The sequence below is a fragment of the Paramuribaculum intestinale genome (assembly GCF_030759015.1).
Lineage (GTDB): Bacteria > Bacteroidota > Bacteroidia > Bacteroidales > Muribaculaceae > Paramuribaculum > Paramuribaculum intestinale.
Genome location: NZ_CP098825.1, coordinates 1873343 through 1894975, shown reverse-complemented (window position 1 = coordinate 1894975; position 21633 = coordinate 1873343). Strand labels below are relative to the sequence as shown.

Annotated in this window: 27 protein-coding genes; 17 read left to right on the top strand and 10 right to left on the bottom strand. The window is 49.7% G+C overall.

Annotation, left to right across the window (positions count from 1 at the left end; all coding sequences use genetic code 11):
* Positions 1-20 precede the first annotated feature (20 nt).
* The 7 genes from NF347_RS08445 (at position 21) to NF347_RS08415 (ending at position 7987) form a co-directional block, all read left to right on the top strand.
* Positions 21-1142 (top strand): lactonase family protein, encoded by a 1122-nt coding sequence (locus tag NF347_RS08445; RefSeq protein ID WP_161553840.1) that lies wholly within the window; start codon positions 21-23, stop codon positions 1140-1142.
* A gap of 159 nt (positions 1143-1301) precedes the next feature.
* Positions 1302-2405: a glycine cleavage system aminomethyltransferase GcvT gene (gene gcvT, locus NF347_RS08440; protein WP_107681651.1), complete on the top strand. Its 1104-nt coding sequence runs from the start codon at positions 1302-1304 to the stop codon at positions 2403-2405.
* Positions 2406-2439: 34 nt separating this feature from the next.
* On the top strand, positions 2440-2820 hold the full coding sequence (gene gcvH, locus NF347_RS08435) for a glycine cleavage system protein GcvH (RefSeq protein ID WP_107036544.1): 381 nt from the start codon (positions 2440-2442) through the stop codon (positions 2818-2820).
* Positions 2821-2866: 46 nt separating this feature from the next.
* A complete protein-coding gene (gene gcvPA / locus NF347_RS08430; RefSeq protein ID WP_107036543.1) occupies positions 2867-4198 on the top strand; it encodes an aminomethyl-transferring glycine dehydrogenase subunit GcvPA in 1332 nt (443 codons plus the stop codon).
* Complete coding sequence (gene gcvPB, locus NF347_RS08425) at positions 4195-5670, top strand: aminomethyl-transferring glycine dehydrogenase subunit GcvPB (RefSeq protein ID WP_107036542.1); 1476 nt, start codon at positions 4195-4197, stop codon at positions 5668-5670. The genes gcvPA and gcvPB overlap by 4 nt, the downstream gene beginning before the upstream one ends.
* Entirely contained in the window at positions 5667-7013 is a 1347-nt protein-coding gene (lpdA, locus tag NF347_RS08420) for a dihydrolipoyl dehydrogenase (protein ID WP_107036541.1), read from the top strand. The genes gcvPB and lpdA overlap by 4 nt, the downstream gene beginning before the upstream one ends.
* The gene (locus NF347_RS08415; RefSeq protein ID WP_161553839.1) at positions 7010-7987 is read left to right on the top strand and encodes a glycosyltransferase family 2 protein; all 978 of its coding nucleotides are present in this window, start codon (positions 7010-7012) and stop codon (positions 7985-7987) included. Before lpdA ends, NF347_RS08415 begins: the two co-directional genes overlap by 4 nt.
* Before the next feature lie 133 nt (positions 7988-8120).
* Here the strand turns inward: NF347_RS08415 and rpiB are convergent, their stop codons facing one another.
* The 5 genes from rpiB to NF347_RS08390 form a co-directional block, all read right to left on the bottom strand.
* Complete coding sequence (gene rpiB, locus NF347_RS08410) at positions 8121-8576, bottom strand: ribose 5-phosphate isomerase B (protein WP_107036539.1); 456 nt, start codon at positions 8574-8576, stop codon at positions 8121-8123.
* Between the two features lie 121 nt (positions 8577-8697).
* The gene (locus NF347_RS08405) at positions 8698-9405 is read right to left on the bottom strand and encodes a hypothetical protein (protein WP_107036538.1); all 708 of its coding nucleotides are present in this window, start codon (positions 9403-9405) and stop codon (positions 8698-8700) included.
* A gap of 196 nt (positions 9406-9601) precedes the next feature.
* Entirely contained in the window at positions 9602-10402 is an 801-nt protein-coding gene (locus NF347_RS08400) for a nitroreductase family protein (protein ID WP_107036537.1), read from the bottom strand.
* Positions 10403-10408: 6 nt separating this feature from the next.
* Positions 10409-11476, bottom strand: a complete 1068-nt coding sequence (locus tag NF347_RS08395; protein ID WP_107036536.1) for a hypothetical protein — start codon at positions 11474-11476, stop codon at positions 10409-10411.
* Positions 11477-11654: 178 nt separating this feature from the next.
* Complete coding sequence (locus NF347_RS08390) at positions 11655-12038, bottom strand: nuclear transport factor 2 family protein (protein WP_107036535.1); 384 nt, start codon at positions 12036-12038, stop codon at positions 11655-11657.
* A 198-nt stretch (positions 12039-12236) separates the two neighbouring features.
* On the opposite strand from NF347_RS08390, the gene NF347_RS08385 reads away from it, so the two are divergent.
* The 9 genes from NF347_RS08385 (at position 12237) to NF347_RS08345 (ending at position 17482) form a co-directional block, all read left to right on the top strand.
* Positions 12237-12590, top strand: coding sequence for a winged helix-turn-helix transcriptional regulator (locus tag NF347_RS08385; RefSeq protein WP_237613046.1), 354 nt, complete (start codon positions 12237-12239; stop codon positions 12588-12590).
* Positions 12591-12672: 82 nt separating this feature from the next.
* A complete protein-coding gene (locus NF347_RS08380; RefSeq protein ID WP_202613088.1) occupies positions 12673-13083 on the top strand; it encodes a rhodanese-like domain-containing protein in 411 nt (136 codons plus the stop codon).
* Positions 13084-13106: 23 nt separating this feature from the next.
* Positions 13107-13460, top strand: a complete 354-nt coding sequence (locus NF347_RS08375; RefSeq protein WP_107036534.1) for an MmcQ/YjbR family DNA-binding protein — start codon at positions 13107-13109, stop codon at positions 13458-13460.
* Positions 13457-13939, top strand: coding sequence for a pyridoxamine 5'-phosphate oxidase family protein (locus NF347_RS08370; RefSeq protein WP_237613045.1), 483 nt, complete (start codon positions 13457-13459; stop codon positions 13937-13939). Before NF347_RS08375 ends, NF347_RS08370 begins: the two co-directional genes overlap by 4 nt.
* Positions 13940-13964: 25 nt before the next feature.
* Entirely contained in the window at positions 13965-14588 is a 624-nt protein-coding gene (locus NF347_RS08365) for a DapH/DapD/GlmU-related protein (RefSeq protein ID WP_107036533.1), read from the top strand.
* 535 nt (positions 14589-15123) lie between these two features.
* Positions 15124-16035 (top strand): 6-bladed beta-propeller, encoded by a 912-nt coding sequence (locus tag NF347_RS08360; protein ID WP_107036531.1) that lies wholly within the window; start codon positions 15124-15126, stop codon positions 16033-16035.
* Positions 16036-16344: 309 nt separating this feature from the next.
* Complete coding sequence (locus NF347_RS08355; RefSeq protein WP_107036530.1) at positions 16345-16773, top strand: DUF3791 domain-containing protein; 429 nt, start codon at positions 16345-16347, stop codon at positions 16771-16773.
* A complete protein-coding gene (locus NF347_RS08350) occupies positions 16770-17243 on the top strand; it encodes a DUF3990 domain-containing protein (RefSeq protein ID WP_107036529.1) in 474 nt (157 codons plus the stop codon). Before NF347_RS08355 ends, NF347_RS08350 begins: the two co-directional genes overlap by 4 nt.
* Positions 17240-17482, top strand: a complete 243-nt coding sequence (locus tag NF347_RS08345; protein ID WP_107036528.1) for a hypothetical protein — start codon at positions 17240-17242, stop codon at positions 17480-17482. Before NF347_RS08350 ends, NF347_RS08345 begins: the two co-directional genes overlap by 4 nt.
* Positions 17483-17632: 150 nt before the next feature.
* Here NF347_RS08345 and NF347_RS08340 read toward each other — a convergent pair whose 3' ends face one another.
* The 5 genes from NF347_RS08340 to NF347_RS08320 all read right to left on the bottom strand — a co-directional run bounded on the left by NF347_RS08340 (position 17633) and on the right by NF347_RS08320 (position 21174).
* Positions 17633-18151 carry a DUF6155 family protein gene (locus NF347_RS08340; protein ID WP_107036527.1) on the bottom strand — a complete coding sequence of 173 codons (519 nt, stop codon included), beginning with the start codon at positions 18149-18151 and terminating at the stop codon, positions 17633-17635.
* Between the two features lie 247 nt (positions 18152-18398).
* On the bottom strand, positions 18399-18728 hold the full coding sequence (locus NF347_RS08335) for a HipA N-terminal domain-containing protein (RefSeq protein WP_107036526.1): 330 nt from the start codon (positions 18726-18728) through the stop codon (positions 18399-18401).
* Positions 18725-18925 carry a helix-turn-helix domain-containing protein gene (locus NF347_RS08330; protein WP_107036525.1) on the bottom strand — a complete coding sequence of 67 codons (201 nt, stop codon included), beginning with the start codon at positions 18923-18925 and terminating at the stop codon, positions 18725-18727. Before NF347_RS08330 ends, NF347_RS08335 begins: the two co-directional genes overlap by 4 nt.
* A gap of 288 nt (positions 18926-19213) precedes the next feature.
* The gene (locus NF347_RS08325) at positions 19214-20773 is read right to left on the bottom strand and encodes a beta-N-acetylhexosaminidase (RefSeq protein WP_107036524.1); all 1560 of its coding nucleotides are present in this window, start codon (positions 20771-20773) and stop codon (positions 19214-19216) included.
* Positions 20774-20907: 134 nt separating this feature from the next.
* The gene (locus NF347_RS08320; protein ID WP_107036523.1) at positions 20908-21174 is read right to left on the bottom strand and encodes a hypothetical protein; all 267 of its coding nucleotides are present in this window, start codon (positions 21172-21174) and stop codon (positions 20908-20910) included.
* A 216-nt stretch (positions 21175-21390) separates the two neighbouring features.
* On the opposite strand from NF347_RS08320, the gene NF347_RS08315 reads away from it, so the two are divergent.
* On the top strand, positions 21391-21633 hold the full coding sequence (locus NF347_RS08315; protein ID WP_107036557.1) for a helix-turn-helix transcriptional regulator: 243 nt from the start codon (positions 21391-21393) through the stop codon (positions 21631-21633).

The following is a 21633-nucleotide window of genomic DNA, read 5'->3' as shown; positions in this document are numbered from 1 at the left end:
TTATTTCAGCTGTTGCCGCAATGTCGGTAGGCTTTGGCAGTGTATGCTGCGTCAGTCACAGTAGTTCTGATCGTGAAACGGAGAGACTGATACTTCTGTCGGGTAGCTATTCGCCTTCCGACAGCATGGGTGTCAAAGTGTGGAGTTTCGATCCGGCCTCTGGCCGCCTCACGCTGTCGGGCGGGGTGAAGGGTATAAGCAATCCGTCGTTTGTGCATGTTTCAGACGACGGGCGGCGTATATATTCAGTCGGTGAAGATGCTGCGGTGCTGTCGTCGGTCAACATGATACGTTTCGATGCCGACAGTCTGCGGATGACTCTGGAGTCGTCCGATACTATCGGCGGCGGGGCACCCTGTTATGTCAATCTGTCGCCCGATGACCGATATGTGCTTACAGCCAACTATCATGGAGGAAATGTGACGATCTATGCGCTTGATTCGGCCGGGAAGCCTGTCGGAGATCCTCAGATATTGAGTTTCGAGCATGGCGATCCATCGACACAGAGCAAGGGTGCGCCGCGGCTCCACAGCGTCACGTTCACCCCCGATTCGTCACTGCTGGTATGCGCCGATCTTGGCACAGACCGTCTGCATGTATTCCCGCTCAATGGTTCCGGAGCGAAGAACCTGGTGGATGCCAATAGGATGACAGACGTGGAGCTGAAACCGCATTCCGGGCCACGTCATATCGTCTATTCGAAACGGGGCACAGGTTATCTGATCAATGAGATCTCCGGCGAGGTCACGGTGCTTGAACGCCGCGGCGACAGTTTTGAGCCGGTGCAGTATATAGCGTCCGACACCGTCGGCGGCCACGGCAGCGGAGATATTCATCTGTCGCCCGACGAACGGTTTCTATACACATCCAATCGTCTGAAGGCCGACGGCATAGCGGTGTTTGCCATAGATTCGGCAACCGGACGGCTCACCCGCACCGGCTATATGGCCACAGGGCCTCATCCGCGCAACTTCGCGTTGTCGCCCGACGGCCGATGGCTGCTTGTGGCCTGTCGCGACAATGACCGCATAGAGGTGTATGCGCGCGACAGTCTGACCGGGCAACTCACGCCGACTGACCATTATGCCGTCACCCCCAATCCGGTGTGTCTGAAGTTTGCCGGACGGATCGCTGGTGAATGACGTTGAAGCAGGGCAGACATGATGCCCAAAAATATAGTTGCACGGTTCGGCTATTTTATGTAAATTCGCGCTGTAGGGTCATGCGGCCTCGGCTGCATGTCACGTCGCTTGACCTACGGATCAAGGATTATAACGCAATACCTTAAAAACTGAAAATATATGCCTGAAAACAAAAAAACATGTCTGCATTCGCGACATGTGGCGCAGGGAGCGCAGATGAGTCCGTTCGGCGGATTTGATATGCCCATACAGTATGAGGGCATCACCGAGGAGCACGAAGCGGTCAGAAACCGTTGCGGTGTGTTCGATGTGTCACACATGGGGGAAGTGTCCGTGACGGGACCAGATGCCGAGCGTTATATAAGCCGTCTGTTCACAAACGATGTTGCGGGAGCTGCTCCGGGCAAGATCTTCTACGGGATGATGCTCAGGGAGGATGGCGGCACGGTCGATGATCTGCTTGTCTACAAGCGTGGCGAAAACGATTTTTTTCCAGTGATCAACGCGGCCAATATCGACAAGGATCTCGATTGGATGCGGTCGCAGGCCGCCGGTTTTGACGTAGATATCGTGGACCTCAGCGATTCTATGGGCGAGCTTGCCGTGCAGGGACCGGAGTCAGAGCGCGTGATGGAGGAAGTGCTTGGTCTGCCATGCAGCGAGCTTACATTCTACACGTTCAAGGAGTTAGATAAGGATGGCAGTCATCTGATCGTGAGCCGCACGGGCTACACCGGTGAGGATGGATTCGAGATATATGCCGACCATGGGGCGATATGCCGGTTCTGGGATCAGCTTATGGATTCGGGGCGCTGCGCGCCGTGTGGTCTGGGATGTCGCGACACGTTGCGTTTCGAGGTGGGTCTTCCGCTTTATGGCGACGAACTTACCGACGAGATCACTCCGCTTGAGGCCGGACTCGGCATATTTGTGAAGCTCGACAAGGCCGGAGGCTTTGTGGGGTGCGAGGCTCTGAAGAGGCAAAAAGCCGAAGGACTGCGGCGCAAGCTCGTAGGGCTGGAGATACATGACCGCGCGATAGCCCGTCATGGTTGCGAGGTGGTGGACCGGTCCGACGGACGGGTGATAGGTCATGTCACGACCGGTTACCGCGGCATATCGGTCGACAAAAGTGTGGCTATGGCCATGATAGAGACCACATACGCCGAAAAGGGCAGTGAAGTGGCTGTGAAGGTGCGCAAGAAGACTTTCCCGGCCACAGTGACTGCAAAGAAATTCTATAGGAAGAGCTATAAAAAATAAGAATAATACCCTAAGTAAATTAATTTCAAAGAATATGAGCAAGACTTATTACAGCCGCACTCACGAATATGTGACAGTTGACGGCAATACCGGCTATATAGGAATCTCTGAGTATGCGCAGAAGGCTCTCGGCAACGTGGTGTATGTCGATATGCCCGAGGAGGGCGACGATGTGACCGCCGGTGAGGAATTCGGCGCGGTCGAGAGCGTGAAGGCGGCCAGCGATCTGATAGCTCCGGTGAGCGGAGCGGTGGTTGAGAGCAACGGGCTGCTGATCGACAATCCGCGGCTGATCAATCAGGATGCGATGGCCAACTGGATTATAAAGGTGGAGCTTTCCGATCCGGAAGAGCTGTCGGCGCTCATGGACGAGGAGGCCTACAACGCTTTCTGCGCCACAGAGGACGCCCACTGATATGACGATCCTCTCTCCACTCACACCCATACAGAGATTCTGAAATATGATCCATCATTATTTTCCACATACGGCCGATGACATCCGGGAGATGCTCGGCCGTTGCGGCATGAGTGACCTCGGCGAGCTGTATGCCGATGTTCCGGCCGACGTGCGTCTGCGGGGCGACTATAATCTTCCGAAAGGCCGTAGCGAGAAAGAGATTCGTGATTTTTTCAATGAACTCGGGCGCCACAACCGCATTCTGACGTGCTTTGCCGGCGCCGGATTCTATCACCACTACACCCCGGCGGTGATACCATATATTCTGAGCCGCTCGGAGTTTCTGACGGCATATACTCCCTATCAGCCGGAGATATCGCAGGGCACTCTGCAATATATATTCGAATATCAGTCGATGATGAGCCGGCTGACCGGCATGGAGGTGTCAAATGCGTCGATGTATGACGGTGCTACAGCTACGGCCGAGGCGATGATGATGGCCGTGAGCGCATCGCGTAAACGCGACAGGGTGCTGATCGGCGCCACGGTCAATCCGGCCGTTCGCCGTGTGGTGGCCACCTACGCCCGTTACCACGGCATAAGACTCGACGAAATAGCTGAGGCTGACGGTGTGATTCGGCGCGACGATATGGAGGCGAAGCTGGCCGATGGCGATGTGGCGGCAGTGATAGTGGCTACTCCCAATTTTTACGGTATCGCGGAGGATTATTCAGGATGGGCCGATGCGTGTCACAGATACAAGGCTCTGTTGATAATGAACTGTGTGCCTGCCGACCTTGCTCTGCTGAAGAGTCCCGGAGAGTGGGGCGCCGACATAGCCTGCGGCGATGCCCAGTCGCTGGGCATGCCGTTGCGTTACGGTGGCCCGTATCTGGGCTTTCTCTGTGCTTCGAAAGCATTGATACGCAAGATGCCCGGACGTATCGTCGGAGCTACGACCGACGCCGATGGGCACCGTACGTTTGTGCTGACGCTGCAGGCCCGCGAGCAGCATATACGCCGCGACAAGGCTACGAGCAATATATGTTCCAATCAGGGACTGATGGCTCTCCACACTGTGGTGTATCTTAGTCTGCTCGGCGACGACGGATTGCGCGAGGCGGCCATGCAGGGGCTCAACGGAGCGCATTATCTGGCTTCGCAGCTTGAGGCTACGGGACTGATGCGTATGTCGTTTCCCGCTCAGCCGTTTGTCAATGAGTTTGCCATGGATACCGACTTTGACGTGGCAGACCTCGAGGCTGCGTGCCTTGAGCAGGGTATACTGTGTGGAGTAAAGATCGCTCCCCGGAGAATATTGATCGCGGTCACGGAGATGCAGACGCGCGAGGAGATGGACCGCCTGGTAAAAACCGTCAAAAAGATGAAGTCATGAACAAGGAATATTACGGCAAGCTGATATATGAACTGTCGCGCCATGGACGGCGCGGTGCGTCGTTGCCCGACAATGCCACTCCCGATGCACTGGCGGCGATTCCGTCCGCGCTTCTCCGCATGAATGCTCCGGGGCTGCCTGAAGTCGATGAGCCTGCGGTAGTCCGGCACTATACCAATATGAGTGCCAATAATTTCGGCGTAGACACGGGATTCTATCCGTTGGGATCCTGTACAATGAAGTATAATCCGAAGATCAACGAGGAGATAGCCGGATATTCTTCGTTTGCCGATCTGCATCCGCTGCAGCCTGCATCGACGGTGCAGGGAGCTCTTGAAGCCTATTGGACTCTCCAGAAAGCATTGTCGGAGATAGGCGGCATGAGCGAGTTTACGCTTAATCCTTTTGCCGGTGCCCATGGTGAGCTAACAGGCCTGATGGTGATACGCGCCTATCATGAGTCGCGTGGCGACAGCAAGCGGGTGAAGGTGATCGTGCCGGATTCGGCTCATGGCACAAACCCGGCGTCGGCTGCAGTGGCCGGTCTGAAAGTGGTGGAGGTGAAGAGCTTCCCTGACGGCACGGTTGACATAGAGGCCTTGCGTCCGCTGCTTGACGATACGGTGGCGGCCATGATGATGACCAACCCCAATACGGCCGGCATGTTCGAGCATGGCGTGAAGGAGATAGCCGAGATGGTGCATGAGGCGGGTGCGCTGATGTATTATGACGGTGCGAATCTCAATCCGATGCTTGGCATAGCTCGTCCGGGCGACATGGGCTTTGACGTGATGCATATCAATCTTCACAAGACATTCTCCACGCCTCATGGTGGCGGCGGACCCGGCAGCGGGCCGGTGGGCGTGCGCAAAGGGCTGGAATGTTTCCTGCCTGAACCTCGGGTTTGTCGTCGGGATGATGGCACATTCGCAATCTCGGACGATAGCGGCGAGTCGCTCGGAAGTATATCGGCCACGTTGGGCAATTTTGGCGTGCAGCTCCGCGCGCTGGCATATATTATGTCGCTTGGCGCCGACGGGCTGAAGATGGCCGGCCCGCTGGCTACGCTCAATGCCAACTATGTAAAGGAGTCGCTGCGCGATCTCTATCTGTTGCCGCTCGAGGGTGTGTGCAAGCATGAGTTCGTGTTTGACGGTCTGCGTGACAAATCGACAGGCGTCACCACTCTTGATGTGGCAAAGCGGCTTCTCGACTTCGGATTTCATGCGCCTACGATATATTTCCCGCTGCTCTTCCATGAGTCGCTCATGATCGAGCCGACCGAAACGGAAAGCCGCGAAACTCTCGATGCGTTTATCGATGTCATGCGCGAGATAGCGAAGGAGGCCGTTGAAAATCCGGAGGTGGTGAAGAGCGCTCCGCATAGCACTCCGGTAAGTCGTCCGGATGATACGGCGGCCGCCCTGAATCCGGTAGTGACATATGATGATCTTAAATCTTCGGAATCATGATCCATTGCGATATAATAGTGATCGGTGCGGGTCCGGGCGGCTATGAAACGGCTGCCCGGGCGGCTGCCAATGGCCTTGACGCGATCATTGTGGAGCGTGATCAGCCCGGCGGAACGTGTCTTAACCGTGGCTGCATCCCGACAAAGGCTCTGTGCCGGTCGGCGGAGGTGGCTGTGACTGTAAGGGAGGCGTTTGATTACGGTGTGTCGACGAGTGGTTTCACTCTCGACTATGCGGCGGCGTGTGCCCGTCGCGATGCCGTGGTAGGCGAGTTGCGTCAGGGGGTGGTGACACTTCTCGGCGGTGTGAGAACGGTGGTGGGCGAGGCACGGTTTACGGGTGAGCGGACGGTGGCAGTCGGCGACGAGGTGTTTACGGCTCCCATGGTGGTCATAGCCACAGGATCGTGTCCGGCGCCATTGTGTGCCGAAGGCTCTGAACTGGCAGTCGACAGCGATCGTGTTCTGGAGATGGATCGTCTTCCTGCAGAGATAACGATCGTGGGCGGGGGAGTGATAGGCATGGAGTTTGCCTCGATATTCGCGGCTTTCGGCAGCAAGGTCAGCGTGCTTGAATATTGTCAGGAGATACTCCCGCCGTTTGACAGGGAGATCGCCAAGCGTCTGCGTATGGCCATGAAGCGCCGTGGTGTGGACGTGACCGTGCAGGCTTCGGTGAGCCGTATATCCAAAGCCGACGACGGCCGTATGTCCGTGGACTATGTCAGCAAGGGCAAAGAGCGGACTATCGTTACCGATATGGTTGTGTCGGCAGTCGGACGTCGTCCGGTGTTGCCCGAAGGACTCGACAAGGCCGGAGTGGAGTTGACCGAAAGGGGCTTTATATGGGTTGACGGGTCGATGCAGACTTCGGCGCCGGGCGTGTATGCCATTGGCGATGTCAACGGGCTGTGCATGCTCGCTCACGCGGCCGCGGCTCAGGGACGTGTGATACTCGGCGAACGTGTAGACCTGGATGTCATGCCTTCGGCAGTGTTTACCATGCCGGAATGCGCCATGGTGGGACTTACCGAGCAGCAGTGTGCTGACAACGTGACAGAATATGTCGCTGCCACGGTGACTTTCCGGTCAAATGGCAAGGCTATGGCCACGGGTGATGCCGAGGGACTCGTGAAGGTGATAGTCGGAAAAACCGACCGCCGGATTCTCGGATGCCATATATGCGGTCAGCATGCTTCGGATCTGATTCAGGAGGTGGCTGTGGCTATGGTCGCAGACGTGGATTCATCGCGGTTTGCCGCGGTGGTGCACGGTCATCCGACTCTTTCGGAATGTGTGGCAGCGGCTGTGGAAAAGGCCGACAAGGCTGCGAGAGGATCATGAGCGAGATGCATAGTCCGAAAGTCAGCGTGCTGATGATAGCCTATAATCAGGAGGCTTACATTGGTGAGGCGATCAGGGGAGTGGTGAGCCAGAAGGCGCCGTTTCCCTTCGAACTGATAGTGGCCGACGATGCGTCGACCGATTCGACGGCCGAGGTGGCTGCCGGTTGGGCTGCGCGTTATCCTGACGTGATACGGCTTGTGCGCCGGGAGACGAATCTCGGTCTGCAGGCCAATTACCTTGACGCTTATTCGAGGGCTCGCGGCGAGTATATAGCGATATGTGAGGCCGACGACTGGTGGTGTTCGCGGCATAAGCTCGCACGGCAGGCGAGGATGCTCGACGAGCATCCTGAATACGGACTCTGTTTCCACCGGGTGGTAAACTATTATCAGTCGGACGGGTCGATGTCGCTGAGTAATCCGGGGCAGCCGAGCCGTATAACACTGGAGGGTCTGGCGCGGGCCAATGTCATATCCAATCTGAGCGTAATGTATCGCGCGATTCCATACGATCGTCTGCCCGGCTGGGTGGCGTCGGTAAGACTGTTTGACTACGCGATGCATTCGCTTCACGCCGAGCGTGGTGATATAGGGTATCTGTCGCAGCCGATGGCTGTCTACCGACGTCATGACAAGGGAATATGGAGCGGTGATCTGCTGGGAGGCTGGCGGATGGCAATGGACGTGCGCGAGTGTCTGATCAGTCATTTCCATTCATCACGTCGTAGTGTGGCCGATTGTTATGCCGAATCGTATCTGGATATCGCCGCCGCAATGACAGCCGCCGGCGACGATGGAGCGCGTGAGCGCGCCATGTCGTTTTTCGACAGGCTTGGCATGGTATTCGATGGCGATGATTTTGACGAGAGAGTGAAGCAGCGTAGTAGTCGGCTGCAGTCGGCTCCCGGCTTTCTGTCGAAAATCAGGCGGCGGGTGAGCCGTCTTCTCCCTTTGCCCAGAATAAGGGGATGAAGGGGAATTCTCTATGAATACTGATGAAAATCAAGACGCTGTGCCAGAAATCGATGTTATGACACAGCGTCCGTTCATACTAAAAAATGGTGCGGGCGTGGCCTGAAGGGCGCCTGCCTGCTTTACAATCCGGTCATTCTACCGGTATTTTTGCTATGCGGCGGTCGTGGCGTCCGCCTTCGTAGGGTTCGGCTATGAATGAGTCGAGCATCTCCAGTGCGAGCGACTGGTCAATGAAGCGTGCCGGAAGTACGAGCACGTTGGCATTGTTGTGGGCGCGTGCCAGTCGTGCCAGTTCAGGGGTCCAGCAGATGGCTGCGCGGATGCTCTGGTGCTTGTTGAGCGTCATGGCAATGCCGTTGCCTGATCCGCACATGGCCACTCCAAACGAGGCGTCTCCTGACTCGATGGCTTTGGCGCAGGGATGGGCATAGTCGGGATAGTCGCAAGAGGCTTCGGAGTCGGTGCCGAAATCCCTTACTTCATATCCGAGATTGGAGAGTCGGCGGATGATGGTCTGTTTCAGCTGGTAGCCGGCGTGGTCGGAGCATACGGCGACTACGGCGGGAGGTGTGGGGAGCTGTGTCATTTTGTTGTCGGTTGTTGTTAGTTCTGCAAAATTACGAAATTTTGTGGAACAACTGCTGATGTCGGTCAACAAACGCAGAGATGCGCAGGTGGTGGTAGCTATAGGTATTGAGATCTAAATGCTACGGCTGCTGTTTCTTTCGTCCGGCAACATATAGCTTTACGATATCTTCGTATTTGTAAGGAGTATATAGGCTCCCTTTGCGGTAGGCGGCAGATCCTCTGTCATAAAGTTGCGACTTGTCTGAAAGGATTTCGGCAAGTGGTTCGTCATCAGAGAAAAATGTGGAAAGCCATTCTCTGGTTTTGCCGCTCTTGAATAGGGTGAAAGGTATGTGGACAAACAGACCGTCATGCTTCTGAAAGAAGTATGGACTGCTGAGAGTGGTGGTAAAGTATACAGTTTCTCCGGTCAACTTGATTGAGCTGAAACATGACCATAAGTTGACATGTTCTCCTGCTGCATGAATTGCAAACCATTGCTTGGACGGCTCTCCCTTTTTGGCATTATGGCCGCAATTCGGCTTATATTCGCCGGTTTTGTTGTCGATTGAGCCGTAGGTGTGCCAGCATATTATCTGTGGGTTGTCGGGATATTTTGTCGGCCAGAAGACGATGTGGTCGATAGAATCCCCTTTGATTTTCAATTTTTCTCCGTTGATTTTGACGGCCACTTCTTTATCCCAGCTTTTTGGCGTAGTGAATTCTACTCCTGAGTACTCGTGACCGTTACGCATTTTTATGTCGGCGGTGAACTTTGATTTGGCGTTTGCCGACATTGTGAATGAAAGTGTCAGCAGGATAAAGATGTAGCGGCAATATCTGTTCATGATATAGATAAATACGAGTTGTTCTTAAATAGGCTTCAACGCAAATTTACGTTATTTTGCGCAAAAGTCAAACAAATTGCAGTCAAAATATCAGTTTCAGGCGCAATTTGCAATTCGAAAGCGCCAGTGAAGTCATCAACAGATGGTTGCTTGGTCGCCTCGCTCAAATCAAGTAGTATTACCGTTTGTAGAGTGATCAGGCGGGGGCGGTGGTGTAGGATATGAGATATTTCCAGTCGCGGGGCGGGGCAGGGGTGGCGTCGGCTTTGAAGAATATCCCGTCATGGCCGCGGAACTTTTCCGTTTTATGGAAATGGCAGAAGCCGATGCCGCAGTCGATGAGCGAGATATCGCTCTTGTGACGATAGTAGAAGTGGACGGTGTGGTTGTCGCAGACGAGTGCCCGCCATGGCTGGGAGTTGGTGGATGATGGTGCGAGCCGAAGCATTTCGAGCGGTTCGGCAAAACGGTTGTCTTTGTGAAGCGGGGTGTGGAAGTCTGTGTGATAGAACAACCGGTCGAACGGGAGCCGGTTAGCGCTGCGAAGCGCCAGTCGTGTCAGTCGCTCTGTGGCTGTCGGTGGGGCCGCCGTTCCTACCGGACAGACTATGCGGAGCGTTTCGCCTTCGGGCCATGTCTGATCCCGGTCGAAGTCAGAGCCTTTGAATGTGGCGGCGATCCAGCACGTGCCCAAACCCATCTGCCATGCTTTGAGCACGATCTGTTCGAACCGGAATCCGGTGCTGAGCGCTGACTCTCCGTCGGCGCCTGATGCGAGCAGGAAGAAATGGCGGGCGCCTTTGATCATGCCGTAGGTGGTGGGGCGGTAGCCTTTGCGGAGATCGAATTCTTTCAGGCGTATGGTGAGCCGGCCTCCAAACGGTGAGGATGATTCGTTGATTGCATCCAGCAGTGTGGCGATCTGTAGGTCGGTCAGTCGATTGCCATCGTAGCTTCTTACCGACCGACGCTCTTTGATGGCTTCGAGTAGGTTCATTGCGGTTCAGTTCAGGCCGTTCAAGTCATATTTATATATACGTTCGTCGGCGCCGATGCCATAAAGCGTAGCAGTGTCTTCGTCGAATGATATGCTTTGGAGCTGTTCGGGCGCGGCAAGTATTTTTCTGACAGTGCCGTCAAACGTGATCACGTGGATGGTGGTGCCGACGGGTTGTTCCGTTTCAGGAGCGATGTCACCTTCGGCCATGCCATAATAGATGGCATACACGTCATTGTTGCCGCATGTAGTGCTGCCGTAAGCGTAGAATTTAGGCATTCTTTCGGCTGAATTATAGCAGTTGTCATATTTCTTCAGGTTGCCGACGGATACGGCGCTGCGTTCCATGTCGGGGAGAGTGATGATGTTGAGCTGATTGAAATATGACATTCCGATGGCTAAATGTTTCCCGTCGAGAGATACGTCAGGATTGCCGGTGTAGGCGTAGAAGTCGGATGATGGATATATGTACATCTGCTCCGTATGAAGTGTGTCGGTCAGCTCTGCCAGATTGCGGTATCGAAGCTTATAGGCATCATTGTCCATCATTTCAAATACAAGGATGTCGCCCGCAATAAGTGCGTTTATGGCGCCGAATGCTGTAGGTGCCACGGAGTCGACCTTTGTGTGACCCTCGCGACGGCTCAGACTGATGTTGAGGCGCTTCAGAGCCTGACCGGTCACGTCGTTGATCCATAGGCAAGTGTCGCCGGTCTCAGAGATGTGGGGGCGAAATATATGGGTGTTGAAAAAGTCATCGGGTCCCTGGCCTCTGTGGCAGAAAGCTCCGAGCGGTTTCCCTGTTGAGGTGTAGATCTTCACCATGGGTTCGTCGCGAGGCGTACTGACCGCTATCAGTCCATTGCCGGCAGTAATCGACATGGCGCCGATCACTTCGTCGATCACTACGGACGCGGTGATGCTGTCGGGGGTAAACGCATCGGCGGGATATACCGTGATGTTGTCGGTGAAATATATTTCGGCAGGTGGTTCGGTTTTTACAGACGTGGAGCATGAGGATAGAGCAGCGATCGCACTCAGGCATGAGATCAGGTAATGCGCACAGTGTTTCATAATCTTCTGATTGTAGGGTGGTGGGAGATTGGTTTACAAAGACAAAGGTATAAAAAATCATGAGAACTATGGCTGGGAAGCATATTTTTTTTCTGTATCCGGTGGAGTGCTTGGATGACTTCATCAAGTGCGATGGCAGCGCATCCTGAAGACGCACTGCCATCGATCGTAAGGATTTTTACTTGATGATGGTGTTTGAGTTTTGGTTGTAGGCCTTGGCCACGCACTTCCATTCGTCATCGAGTTTCAGAAGCAGGAGGAAGTCGGTGAAGTCGATTGATCCGCCCCAGCCCTCTTCGAGGACACGCACCACGGCAACGGTTTCTTCTACGGCGAGCACGTCGATGCGAGCTTTGAATACGTCACCTGCTCCTACGGTATCGACATTGCGATAGAACTGTTCGATAGAGCCGCGCTCAACTGTGCCATTGAGTATGCCGAACAGCACGGCGTCGTCGGTGAACAGAGTTTTTGCATACTCGCTGTTGCCTTCGGCTACACTCTTCACAAACTTTTCGGCGGCATGAGCCACCGCTTCGTATTCCTTGATTTTGTCTCGCATAATTTTAAGTTTATAAATTAGAAGATATTTGTTGCCAAGGCAAAAAGCCAAGGCGATAACTGAATGCAAAATTACGCCTGTAACTGGCTAAAATCAAGTACCGAAAAATTATTCAGATACCGAAAATTTATTCGGTATATGGAAATTAGGCGGTTATTGGCTAACTTTGCAACCGGACAGAAAAATAAAACAGAAACGATGGCATACGAAAAGAAAATACCGGTGGATCTTGACTGCCCGTTACGGCTTACAATGAGTCTGATTGAGTCGAAGTGGAAATCATGTATCCTCGATGAACTGAGGAACGGCGAGCCGCAGCGACCGAGCGAGATACACAAATGTCTGCCGGAAGCCGCTCCACGGGTACTCGACATTCAGCTCAAGGAGATGGTGGAGGACGGTCTCGTCATGAAGACAATCTATCCGGAACTGCCTCCGCGCTCCGAATATAAAATCACTGCGCTCGGGCTATCATTGATGCCAATCATTGATCTGATGCTAAAATGGGGTGAGGAACACTTCGATATTTTTGAGCGGAAATATGGTAAATGAAGTGGGTTGATGGCTGATCGTCTGGTGGTGCAGGGTAGTCAGCATAGTCGGAACAATCATAATATCCAGCAATATATTCTAAATGATTAAAACCAAACTTATCAATCTGATAATTATAGTGATGTGTGCCATACAGTCATACGGATGCAGCCATACAGACAATATTGTGTCTGTTGCGGCTTCGGAATTTGAAAAGGAACTCAAGGCCGACTCGGTGATATTGCTTGATGTCCGCACGCCTCAGGAATATGCCGAAGGACATATTGACGGAGCGATAAACATAGATGTAAAGTCGGATGATTTCCAGCTACAGGCCGAAAAAGAGCTGTCAAAAGATACTACTGTGCTGGTGTATTGCAGAAGCGGGCGGCGCTCAATGGAGGCGGCAGAATCGCTTGCAAAACTCGGATACAGGGTCGTCAATCTGACAGGCGGAATCATCGAGTGGATGGATGACGGACTGCCGGTGTCGGTTGAAGATGGTTCAAAATGAGATGAATGCAAGTGATGCGGGTTATGAATATTGAGGATATCAGAGATTACTGTCTTTCGATGGATGACGTGACGGAGAAAACTCCTTTTGGGAAGTTTGCGCGCCGATATGACTCCATATTGGTATTCTATGTGCTTGATCACATGTTCTGTTTCGCGGATATGGACGACTTCACTTCCGTCACAGTGAAATCCACTCCCGATGAAGTCGAGGAAATACGCATGAATCATGCGTCGGTGAGCGATCCTTTGAACCAGAGCCTGCGCCACTGGATACAGCTCAACCTGAACGGTGATGTTTCGGACAGCGTGATTTATTCGCTTGTGCGACGCGCCTATGATATAGTCAAGGAAAAATATCAAAAAAATAAGAAATGAAAGCGATGAGAAAAGCCAGCAGGCAGAAGGGTTCGGAATGGGCTCTGGAGGTGTTTGACAAAGCACCATACGTAACCGTCAGCATGACGCGTACGGATGGAACCCCTTATGGATTGCCGCTGTCGCTTGTCCGAAAAGATCAAAGGATTTTTTATTTCCACTGCGCCGGAGAGGGCGAGAAACTTGACTGCCTCAAAGTAAATCCGGTCGTGAGCTTGTCGGCAGTAAGCAAGTGCACTCCGAAATTTGAGGAAGAGAAGAATAATTATACGGAATATTACCATTCAGCCATAGCTGTCGGCAAAGCTGAGATTGTCGATAATGATTGTGAAAAGATTGAGGCACTGCGACTGATCTGTCAGCGTTTCCTTCCACAATATATGGATCGTTTTGATGAGGCTATAACCCGGAGTCTTGGCATTACCACGGTTGTCAGAATAACTCTCACCGAACCTCCGGTGGGCAAGTCTAAGCAATAATGGCAGCGCTAATCGTTATATCTGTATGGAAGAAATCAATTATCGCAAAAAAGCTCTTGAAGTAAAAATAGACGTGACAAAGCAGACGCCTGAAGAACTGGCTCTTGCCAATGAGCAGGCTCAACTCATATTCAGATTCAACCACACAATGCCCGGCACTCCCGAGTATGACGAACTGATGCACAGTGTCTTTCCCTCAATGGGCGAAGGGAGCACAGTCGGCACTCCTCTGACAGCCGTAAGACCGCACATGGTCAAGATCGGGCGAAATGTGGTTGTGATGCCCGGATGTCTGATGATGTCGGCCGGAGGGATAACAATTGACGACGGCGCGATGATAGCCGCTAACGTACAGCTCATATCCAACAATCATGACCTTTATGAGCGGCAGATAATCACATGCAAGCCCGTCCACATCGGTAAAAACGCATGGATCGGAGCCGGAGCGACGGTGCTTCCAGGCGTCACCATAGGCGATAATGCTGTGGTAGGAGCTGCAAGTGTCGTGACCAAGGACGTTGCCGCCGATACAATCGTGGCCGGCAATCCTGCAAAGTTCATAAAACGCATTCCGGCTCGCTCCGAATGTTCTGCGTTCAATGAAGAGGATGAGGCCATACAACTCGGATTGGACAGCTGCGGCGACTAACCTTTTGGCGGTAACGGTTCGGGATAAGGCAGATTAGAACTAGCAAATGCCTCTTTTATAATAATCATATTTTCAGGTATTTGTGTTTTTTTTAATTTTCTATAGAAAAAGATTGTGAATCTTAATTTCTATATATATCTTTGAGGGTGATTAATTCACAAATGGAAAGACATTGGATTACAGTAAGTGCTGTATATGACAGAGAGATGACTAACCATGAATGAACCACCTTAAAGGGTGGTGGTATGTAGTGCTCAGGCTCCTGTAAATATGTTTGACCAAATGAGGATAAGTTTTTAAGATGCAAGATATTATGTTTAGATCGATACTTTTATCGGTGGTTCTTTTGGCAATGTTCGGATGTAAATCCGGCGTCGAAAACGTAGATGTGATCAATGTCGATGATTCGCAAATATTGGTGTGTGACTATGGTGATGTCGACCAAACATTAGACGTGAAATTCAGCACCCTCATGGATTCGATTAGAATCGTTAGATTTTAGAACAATGAGGAAGCTTATTTTAAGTGTCAATGGATGCATTTCTCGGATAACTATATTGTCATAAGACAGCACGATAATAGACCGATCCTTCTTTTTAATAAAGATGGAAAATTTATCACCGAATTAGGATCTTATGGCTCGGGGCCGGTGGAATATGACACAAGTATAAAAGATTGCATTATAGATGAACGGAATGGTGTGATATATCTGTTGCCGTTTGTGGGACCGAAGATTTTGAAATATGATTTTTCCGGTCGATACGTTGGAAAAATTGAACTGCCATCTTGGATAAACAAGGGCAAGATGTACTTGCGGTCAGACTCCATTTTATCGGTATTCCATATAGCGCTTAAGGATCGTGATGAGGTTAAATTCAATGGTGCAAACATTAATCTCAATAATGATAGCATACAGTATGTGTATGTGGATCAGCTTGCCACGAAATTAGTGTCAAATGGTGCAAAACAAGGGCTTGAGAACGAGGTCTGGTCATACCGATCTGCTCCGGATTTCCCGATTTCGTTGACTTATTCCGACACTTTATATCATTTTAATCAGGAAAATAATCAAATAAAGGCCCGGTTTACTTTCAAGATAGACTTGGAGGCTGAGAAGAATGAGGTTTCTTACTTCATTTTGAATGAAATCCCCGACTATTACGTAGTATATATGATTGGGAAGGCTAAAGACGTGATTGTGGACAAAAAGGCCCACAAAGCATTCAAAGCTAACTTCGTAAATGATTATATGGGTAATAGGCAGTCAACTTTGAAAGTGCAAGACGGTTATTTTTGGGCGAATTATGAGCCTATCGAGTTTATAGAGTTGATAAATTCGATTATTAACGATGGATGTACTCCTGCTCAAAAAGCGTATTTCGAGTCACTGCTTTCTGAAATAGACGAAGATGATAATGATATTTTATTGTTAGGAAAACTAAAGTAAATCCACATCAGATACCAATTTGTTGAAAATTAGAGTCGTCAAGCTCAAAATAATCCGGGCTGTGCTTGGCCGATACGGTGCTTAGAAGATCTTGTCGCTCCACAGACTGCAAATCTTCGGATACAAGACCCTGAAATCGCTCCGATCCACCTTCAATAACTCGCTAATTTTGATATTCTCAGGCCTGCGTTTTGTACTCGCAAAGTTACACAATCTATTTGCCCCATGCTGCCCCATGCAAGGAGATAAATAAAATTCTTGAATGATTTGTTTCTAATATTGGAAACTTTTGTTATTTTTGCGAACGATATGACAAGCAAATTTGATGAAATAGGTTCGCTATTTTTGAAGCGGCGTAAGGAACTCGGCCTCACTCAGCAGCAGTTGGGAGAGAAGGTCGGTGTGACAAAATCGGAGATATCCAAAATAGAGAACGGACGAGGAATCACTTTCTCGACCATAAACAAACTATCAGAAGCATTAGATGTATCAGCACAAATAGAGTTAAAGCCGACTGCTGAGGTTTCCATGAATATGATTCATTACATTGTGATGAGTATGGGGCTGTTTGCACGACAGTTTAAGCTAACAAAGAAAGAGGCATGTAATTATCTATCACGATTCAAAGGGCTGGAGTTCTTGATAGATAGTTATGAAGTGGAACATCAGCTGTCGATGCAGGACTGTGTGGATGATATGGCTGCTATATGTCTTAAAAACGGGGGAGCGCTATCATGAGGCTATACCATGGTTCCAATCAACCGATAGAAAGAATTGACCTGACAAAAGTCCGTAAATACAAGGACTTTGGACAAGGATTTTATACGACTCATCTTCCACAGCAAGCCAAAGAATGGTCAAGAACCATCACTAATCGCTACGGAGGAATCCCGACCGTAACCGAATATGAATTTGACCTGGATAAGGCTATTGCAGCCGGACTAAATGTAAAGATTTTCGAGGTTGCTGACCGAGAATGGGCACTTTTCGTTATGGCAAATCGCAACAGGGTCGGCAGGGAGTTTCATCATGATTATGACATCGTAATCGGTCCGGTAGCTGATGATGATATGGCACGTCTTTTCGGACTTTACGATATGAAAATTATAGGCCTCGAGGCTGTTGTGGCAGGTCTTATTTACAAAGATCTAAACTCTCAATATTTCTTTGCAACCGAACGTGCTCTTGATTATCTTGTGAAACTATGAAGCAGACAGACAACAACTTTGAATTTCTGGTTGAATATATCACCGCCAAAGTAGTAGAGTGGATGATGAAAGACCAAGGCATAGGTCTTGAAGAAGCATTGGTGCAGTTTCATAATACCGAGACTTTTGAAAAGCTATGCGGTTACAAAACAGCTCTTTACATCGAAAGTCCGGCATGCGTTTATGAAACCTTCTTGGACGAATTTCGACAAGGCACTATCCGCAATCTCACCGACTAAGAAGTCTGCGAAATTAAGATTCGTTTGAAAAAGTGTGGCAATCCTTCGCTTATTCGTTGGAAAAAGTGACATGGAGGTTTGTTGATTCGATCGAAAAAGTGTAGCCCTTGTTCAGCTAAATTTGAGAATCTATGCTTAAAAAGAATTCAATCAGTCTTCAGCGTATTCGTAGTAGATATCCCATAATGTATCGGGAAAGCCATATCCACAACATTCCACTGATTTAATCATACGTTGCATACGGAGACTGTAATCTGATATCAATCCATTGGAAGATATGAATTTGACTGCTTTGTTGAAATTGTTTTCAAGAGCGGTGTAAAAAGGCTCGTCGTAATCGCCATATTGAGCAGTCAGGCTACATCCTTGTTCTACATAATAGAGCATCAAATCTGCAATAGCATGAGGATCTGGTATGAGTTTCTTGAACGCGGTTATCAGTTTATTGCATTCTCTGAAGCTTGGATCTTTAGGCCAGTCATTCCGTCCGTAGAATTGGCTGCGGATTGCTTTTTTGTACTTTTCAAGTTCTGCATCGCTATTGGGTGCAAGATAGAACTCAAGCCAAGCATTGGCTTCCTTGCTTGCGTCGTATAACTGGAGCATGATATCAACAACCTGTTCTTTTGAAAGAGTCGATAACAGTTTCTTCAATTTAGCTTTAGACATTTCATTACGGTTTTATTAGGTGATATTATTCGGATATTCTGTTGAAGCGGCTTATCCGTTCGTTTACGATGCGGACGTAATTGCGTCTCATCTTTTCTGAAAGAAAACTTTTTCTCCAACGTTTCGGAACTCGTCAATATCAAACCCGAGTATAGGATTCACTTTAATCCTTCCGAAAAGAGATTTAGCGGCCTTGGGGCTGTATGTATCGAATCCCTCTATGAGAGAAGACGGGCAGTTCCTAATTTCAATCATTTTTTATCCTCCTTACATTTACAGCTCCTATGAAATCTCTGTCGGCCATTGTTTCAAGTAGTCCGAAAAAGTCATTTTCGTCAATCTTCAGGATGCGGCATATAACGCGACGGTTGGCTCCCTCAGGAAGCATATTTGAGAAAAAAGGGAATAGATGTTCAGAACTATATGCTGTGACTTTCTTTGGTAAAGTTGCCGATATTGGTGGCATGGCAGATTTGAGATATTCCTCATCATATTGGAAAGAATACCCGGTTCCGGGATTCTGCTCGGAAAGAATCCCGGCCTTTATATCATTGAAATAAACTTCAAGCTGTTTCATACTGTCTGCCTTATGCGATATTCAATCTCAATGCCGAGTACATCAAGAATCTTCTTTACGGTGTTGAGCGCGGGATTACCCTTGCCACGCTCAATGTCCTTGATCGTGGCAAGCCCGACTTGCGCCATCTCCGCAAGATCCTGTTGGGTCAGAGAAAGGATTTCTCGTCGCTCTTTCATTATATCTTTTAGTTCCATAGTCTGACATAATAAACTTTTGCGCAAAAATAAGAATAATTCTTAATGTCATCAAATAAAAGTATGATAAGCTGTACTTATTGAACGATTAAGTCTATCTGTGAACATCATCAAGCATAAGAGTCTAATATAGTAAACCAATAAAGTAATTCATGAAATAGTTGCCAGATCGTCCATTAAAATATAAATAATGTTGGGTTGTGTATGTAAAGTCAGCCCTTGTAGATAACTGCCGCATAGGGCGGAAACACCGATAAATAAGTTCCTTTTATTCATGATATTCTTTTTTTAATCCCATTTGTAATCTTGCGGCACTTCGCTTTTTAAAGCCGGCCCGAATTCATATCCTTGCTGTTCGAACCATTCTTTCTTTTGAAGCACGTGCTCATAGAAACGGGCAAAGTCCAGTGGCTCTCCCTGATACCACATCTGTTCTGCCAGTCCGATGATGCGGGGAAACAGGCGTTGGTCTATCATGCGTTCCGTCACTACGTCGTCTGTCCATAATGCGCAGCTCATGCCGAGAATCAAAGGATTCTTTTCATTGCAAGCCTTGTTTGAAGGATTGTTCAAATACAAGTCTTTCAAGTCGAACGTGCGTTCTTTTGCATATCCCCGCCACGGAGTGAGCGGAAAGTTGAGATACGTATAGTAGTTGGAGCTGCAAATGACCGGGTAGTTGTGTTTGAGTGCATTGCGGAGCGCTAAGTCTTTATGTCCACGGTAGTTCCACCATTGGATGACTGTATTGTCGGGCAGCGGATATCCGTCCTGATATACGACATCTCCCCAGAAGATGGCTTTGCGTCCCTTTTGCTTCAAGTGGTTTGCCATCTGTGCGGAGAACCATAGTTGGAGGTCGTGACTGTCTTTCAGATTCAACGCTGCTATTCTCTTTTGGCAGTCTTCACATTTGTTCCAATTCCCCTTTGGTGCTTCGTCTCCTCCCAAATGGATGTAGGGGGATGGGAATAGTTCACATACTTCGTCCAATACGTTTTTCAGGAAAGTCAGCACCTCATCTTTTCCGGCACAGAATATGTTTTGGGTGAATCCATGTTGAGGCACTTCGACGGGCAGCCCGAAGCAGCCCAACTCCGAATGGGCAGAAAGAGCAGCTTCCGCGTGTCCCGGCATATCTATCTCGGGCACGATGGTGATATTGCGCTGGCTGGCATAGCTGATTACTTCACGTATCTCTTCCTGTGTGTAGAATCCGTGTTGTTCTTCTGCCTTTCCTACCGAACCTCCTATTTGGGCAAGGCGCGGATACCGCTTGATTTCTATCCGCCATCCCAACCCTTCCGTCAGATGCCAGTGGAAATAGTTCATTTTAAGCAGGGAAGCCATGTCGATGTACTTTTTGATGGTGGATACCCGTTGGTACTGGCGTCCGGAATCCAGCATAAAACAGCGCCATTGCATACTGGGGGAGTCGGTGATGTCGGCACAGGCAAAGGTAAGTTTCCCGGCCGGGCCCGAAACCCATTGACGCAAAGTCTGCACGGCGTAGACGAACCCTCTTTCGCAGGAGGCGGTTATGGTCATCTGTTTCGGATTGATGCTTATCTTATATCCTTCGGGCGGAAGCGACGTGTCGTTCATCCAGCAGATGTGAGCGGTCGATGCGTTGGACTGCCATTTGACGGAAGAGTTGCGGAGCACTTCGCTACGCAAAAGGCTTACGTAAAATGCGGTGGTGTCCGCAGCGTACATGGAAATGTTCTTTCGTAAGGTGAGTTTGCCTTTTTTCATTTCCACTTGGTTGGGAGAGGGAAAGACGATTTGACCGCATGTGATGGCTGCATAGGATACAAGCAGGAGAAGAATGGATAATCGGTGGTTCATACAGGTTATCTTGATAATGGTTATTTGTAGGTAAAGTTAAGAATAAACTGTCCAAAGTGGCAAACACTTTGGACAGTTTTAATTGATTAAGGTCTATTTGTCGCCCTTTTGTGTCCTTTACCATTTTACATGTTTCAGCATATATGATTAAATGCTACTATTAGGCCGACAACGCCAAGGACACCCAGCCCAATCATACCGGAGGAGTCCCTTTTGCCGTCTTTGTTCTTGCTCAACCCCAATGCGAAGCATCCTATTGTAGCAATTATCAAACCTATTATCAAGATAGGAGTTGGAATATCCATGCCTCCGTCTCGATCAATTCTTGCTCCTGCCGGATCGACAGCGAGGGCGTTAAATGTCACTATGAGTGCCACGATAACTGAAATCACCTTATTCATACCTGAGTGTTGCTTTTAGTCATTACAATGGATAATACCACAGGGCATCAAAGGTAAATGAAGAAGTTACGCCATTCATACATTTTTTATGATACATTCCATGCGAAGCCCCGACTCATTGGGCTTTGGAACGCTTTTTACTCCGAAAATTGGTCTTTTCCATTGTGGTTTCAGAATTTTTCACTAAATTTGCATAATTCGCAAATCACATTGACTATGGCAAAATATATCAACCGGATCAAAGTAGTGCTTGCAGAGCAGCACAAGACCAATCTTTGGCTTGCGCGAGAACTCGGCAAAGACCCTGCAACGGTTTCAAAATGGTGTACGAACACCGCTCAACCTTCACTGGAAACGCTTCACGATATTGCCGAGTGTCTGCATATTGATGTTCGCACGCTTTTGAATCCAAATGATTCAGCCATTGCATCAGAGCCGGAGTTAAGCTATGGGGAATAG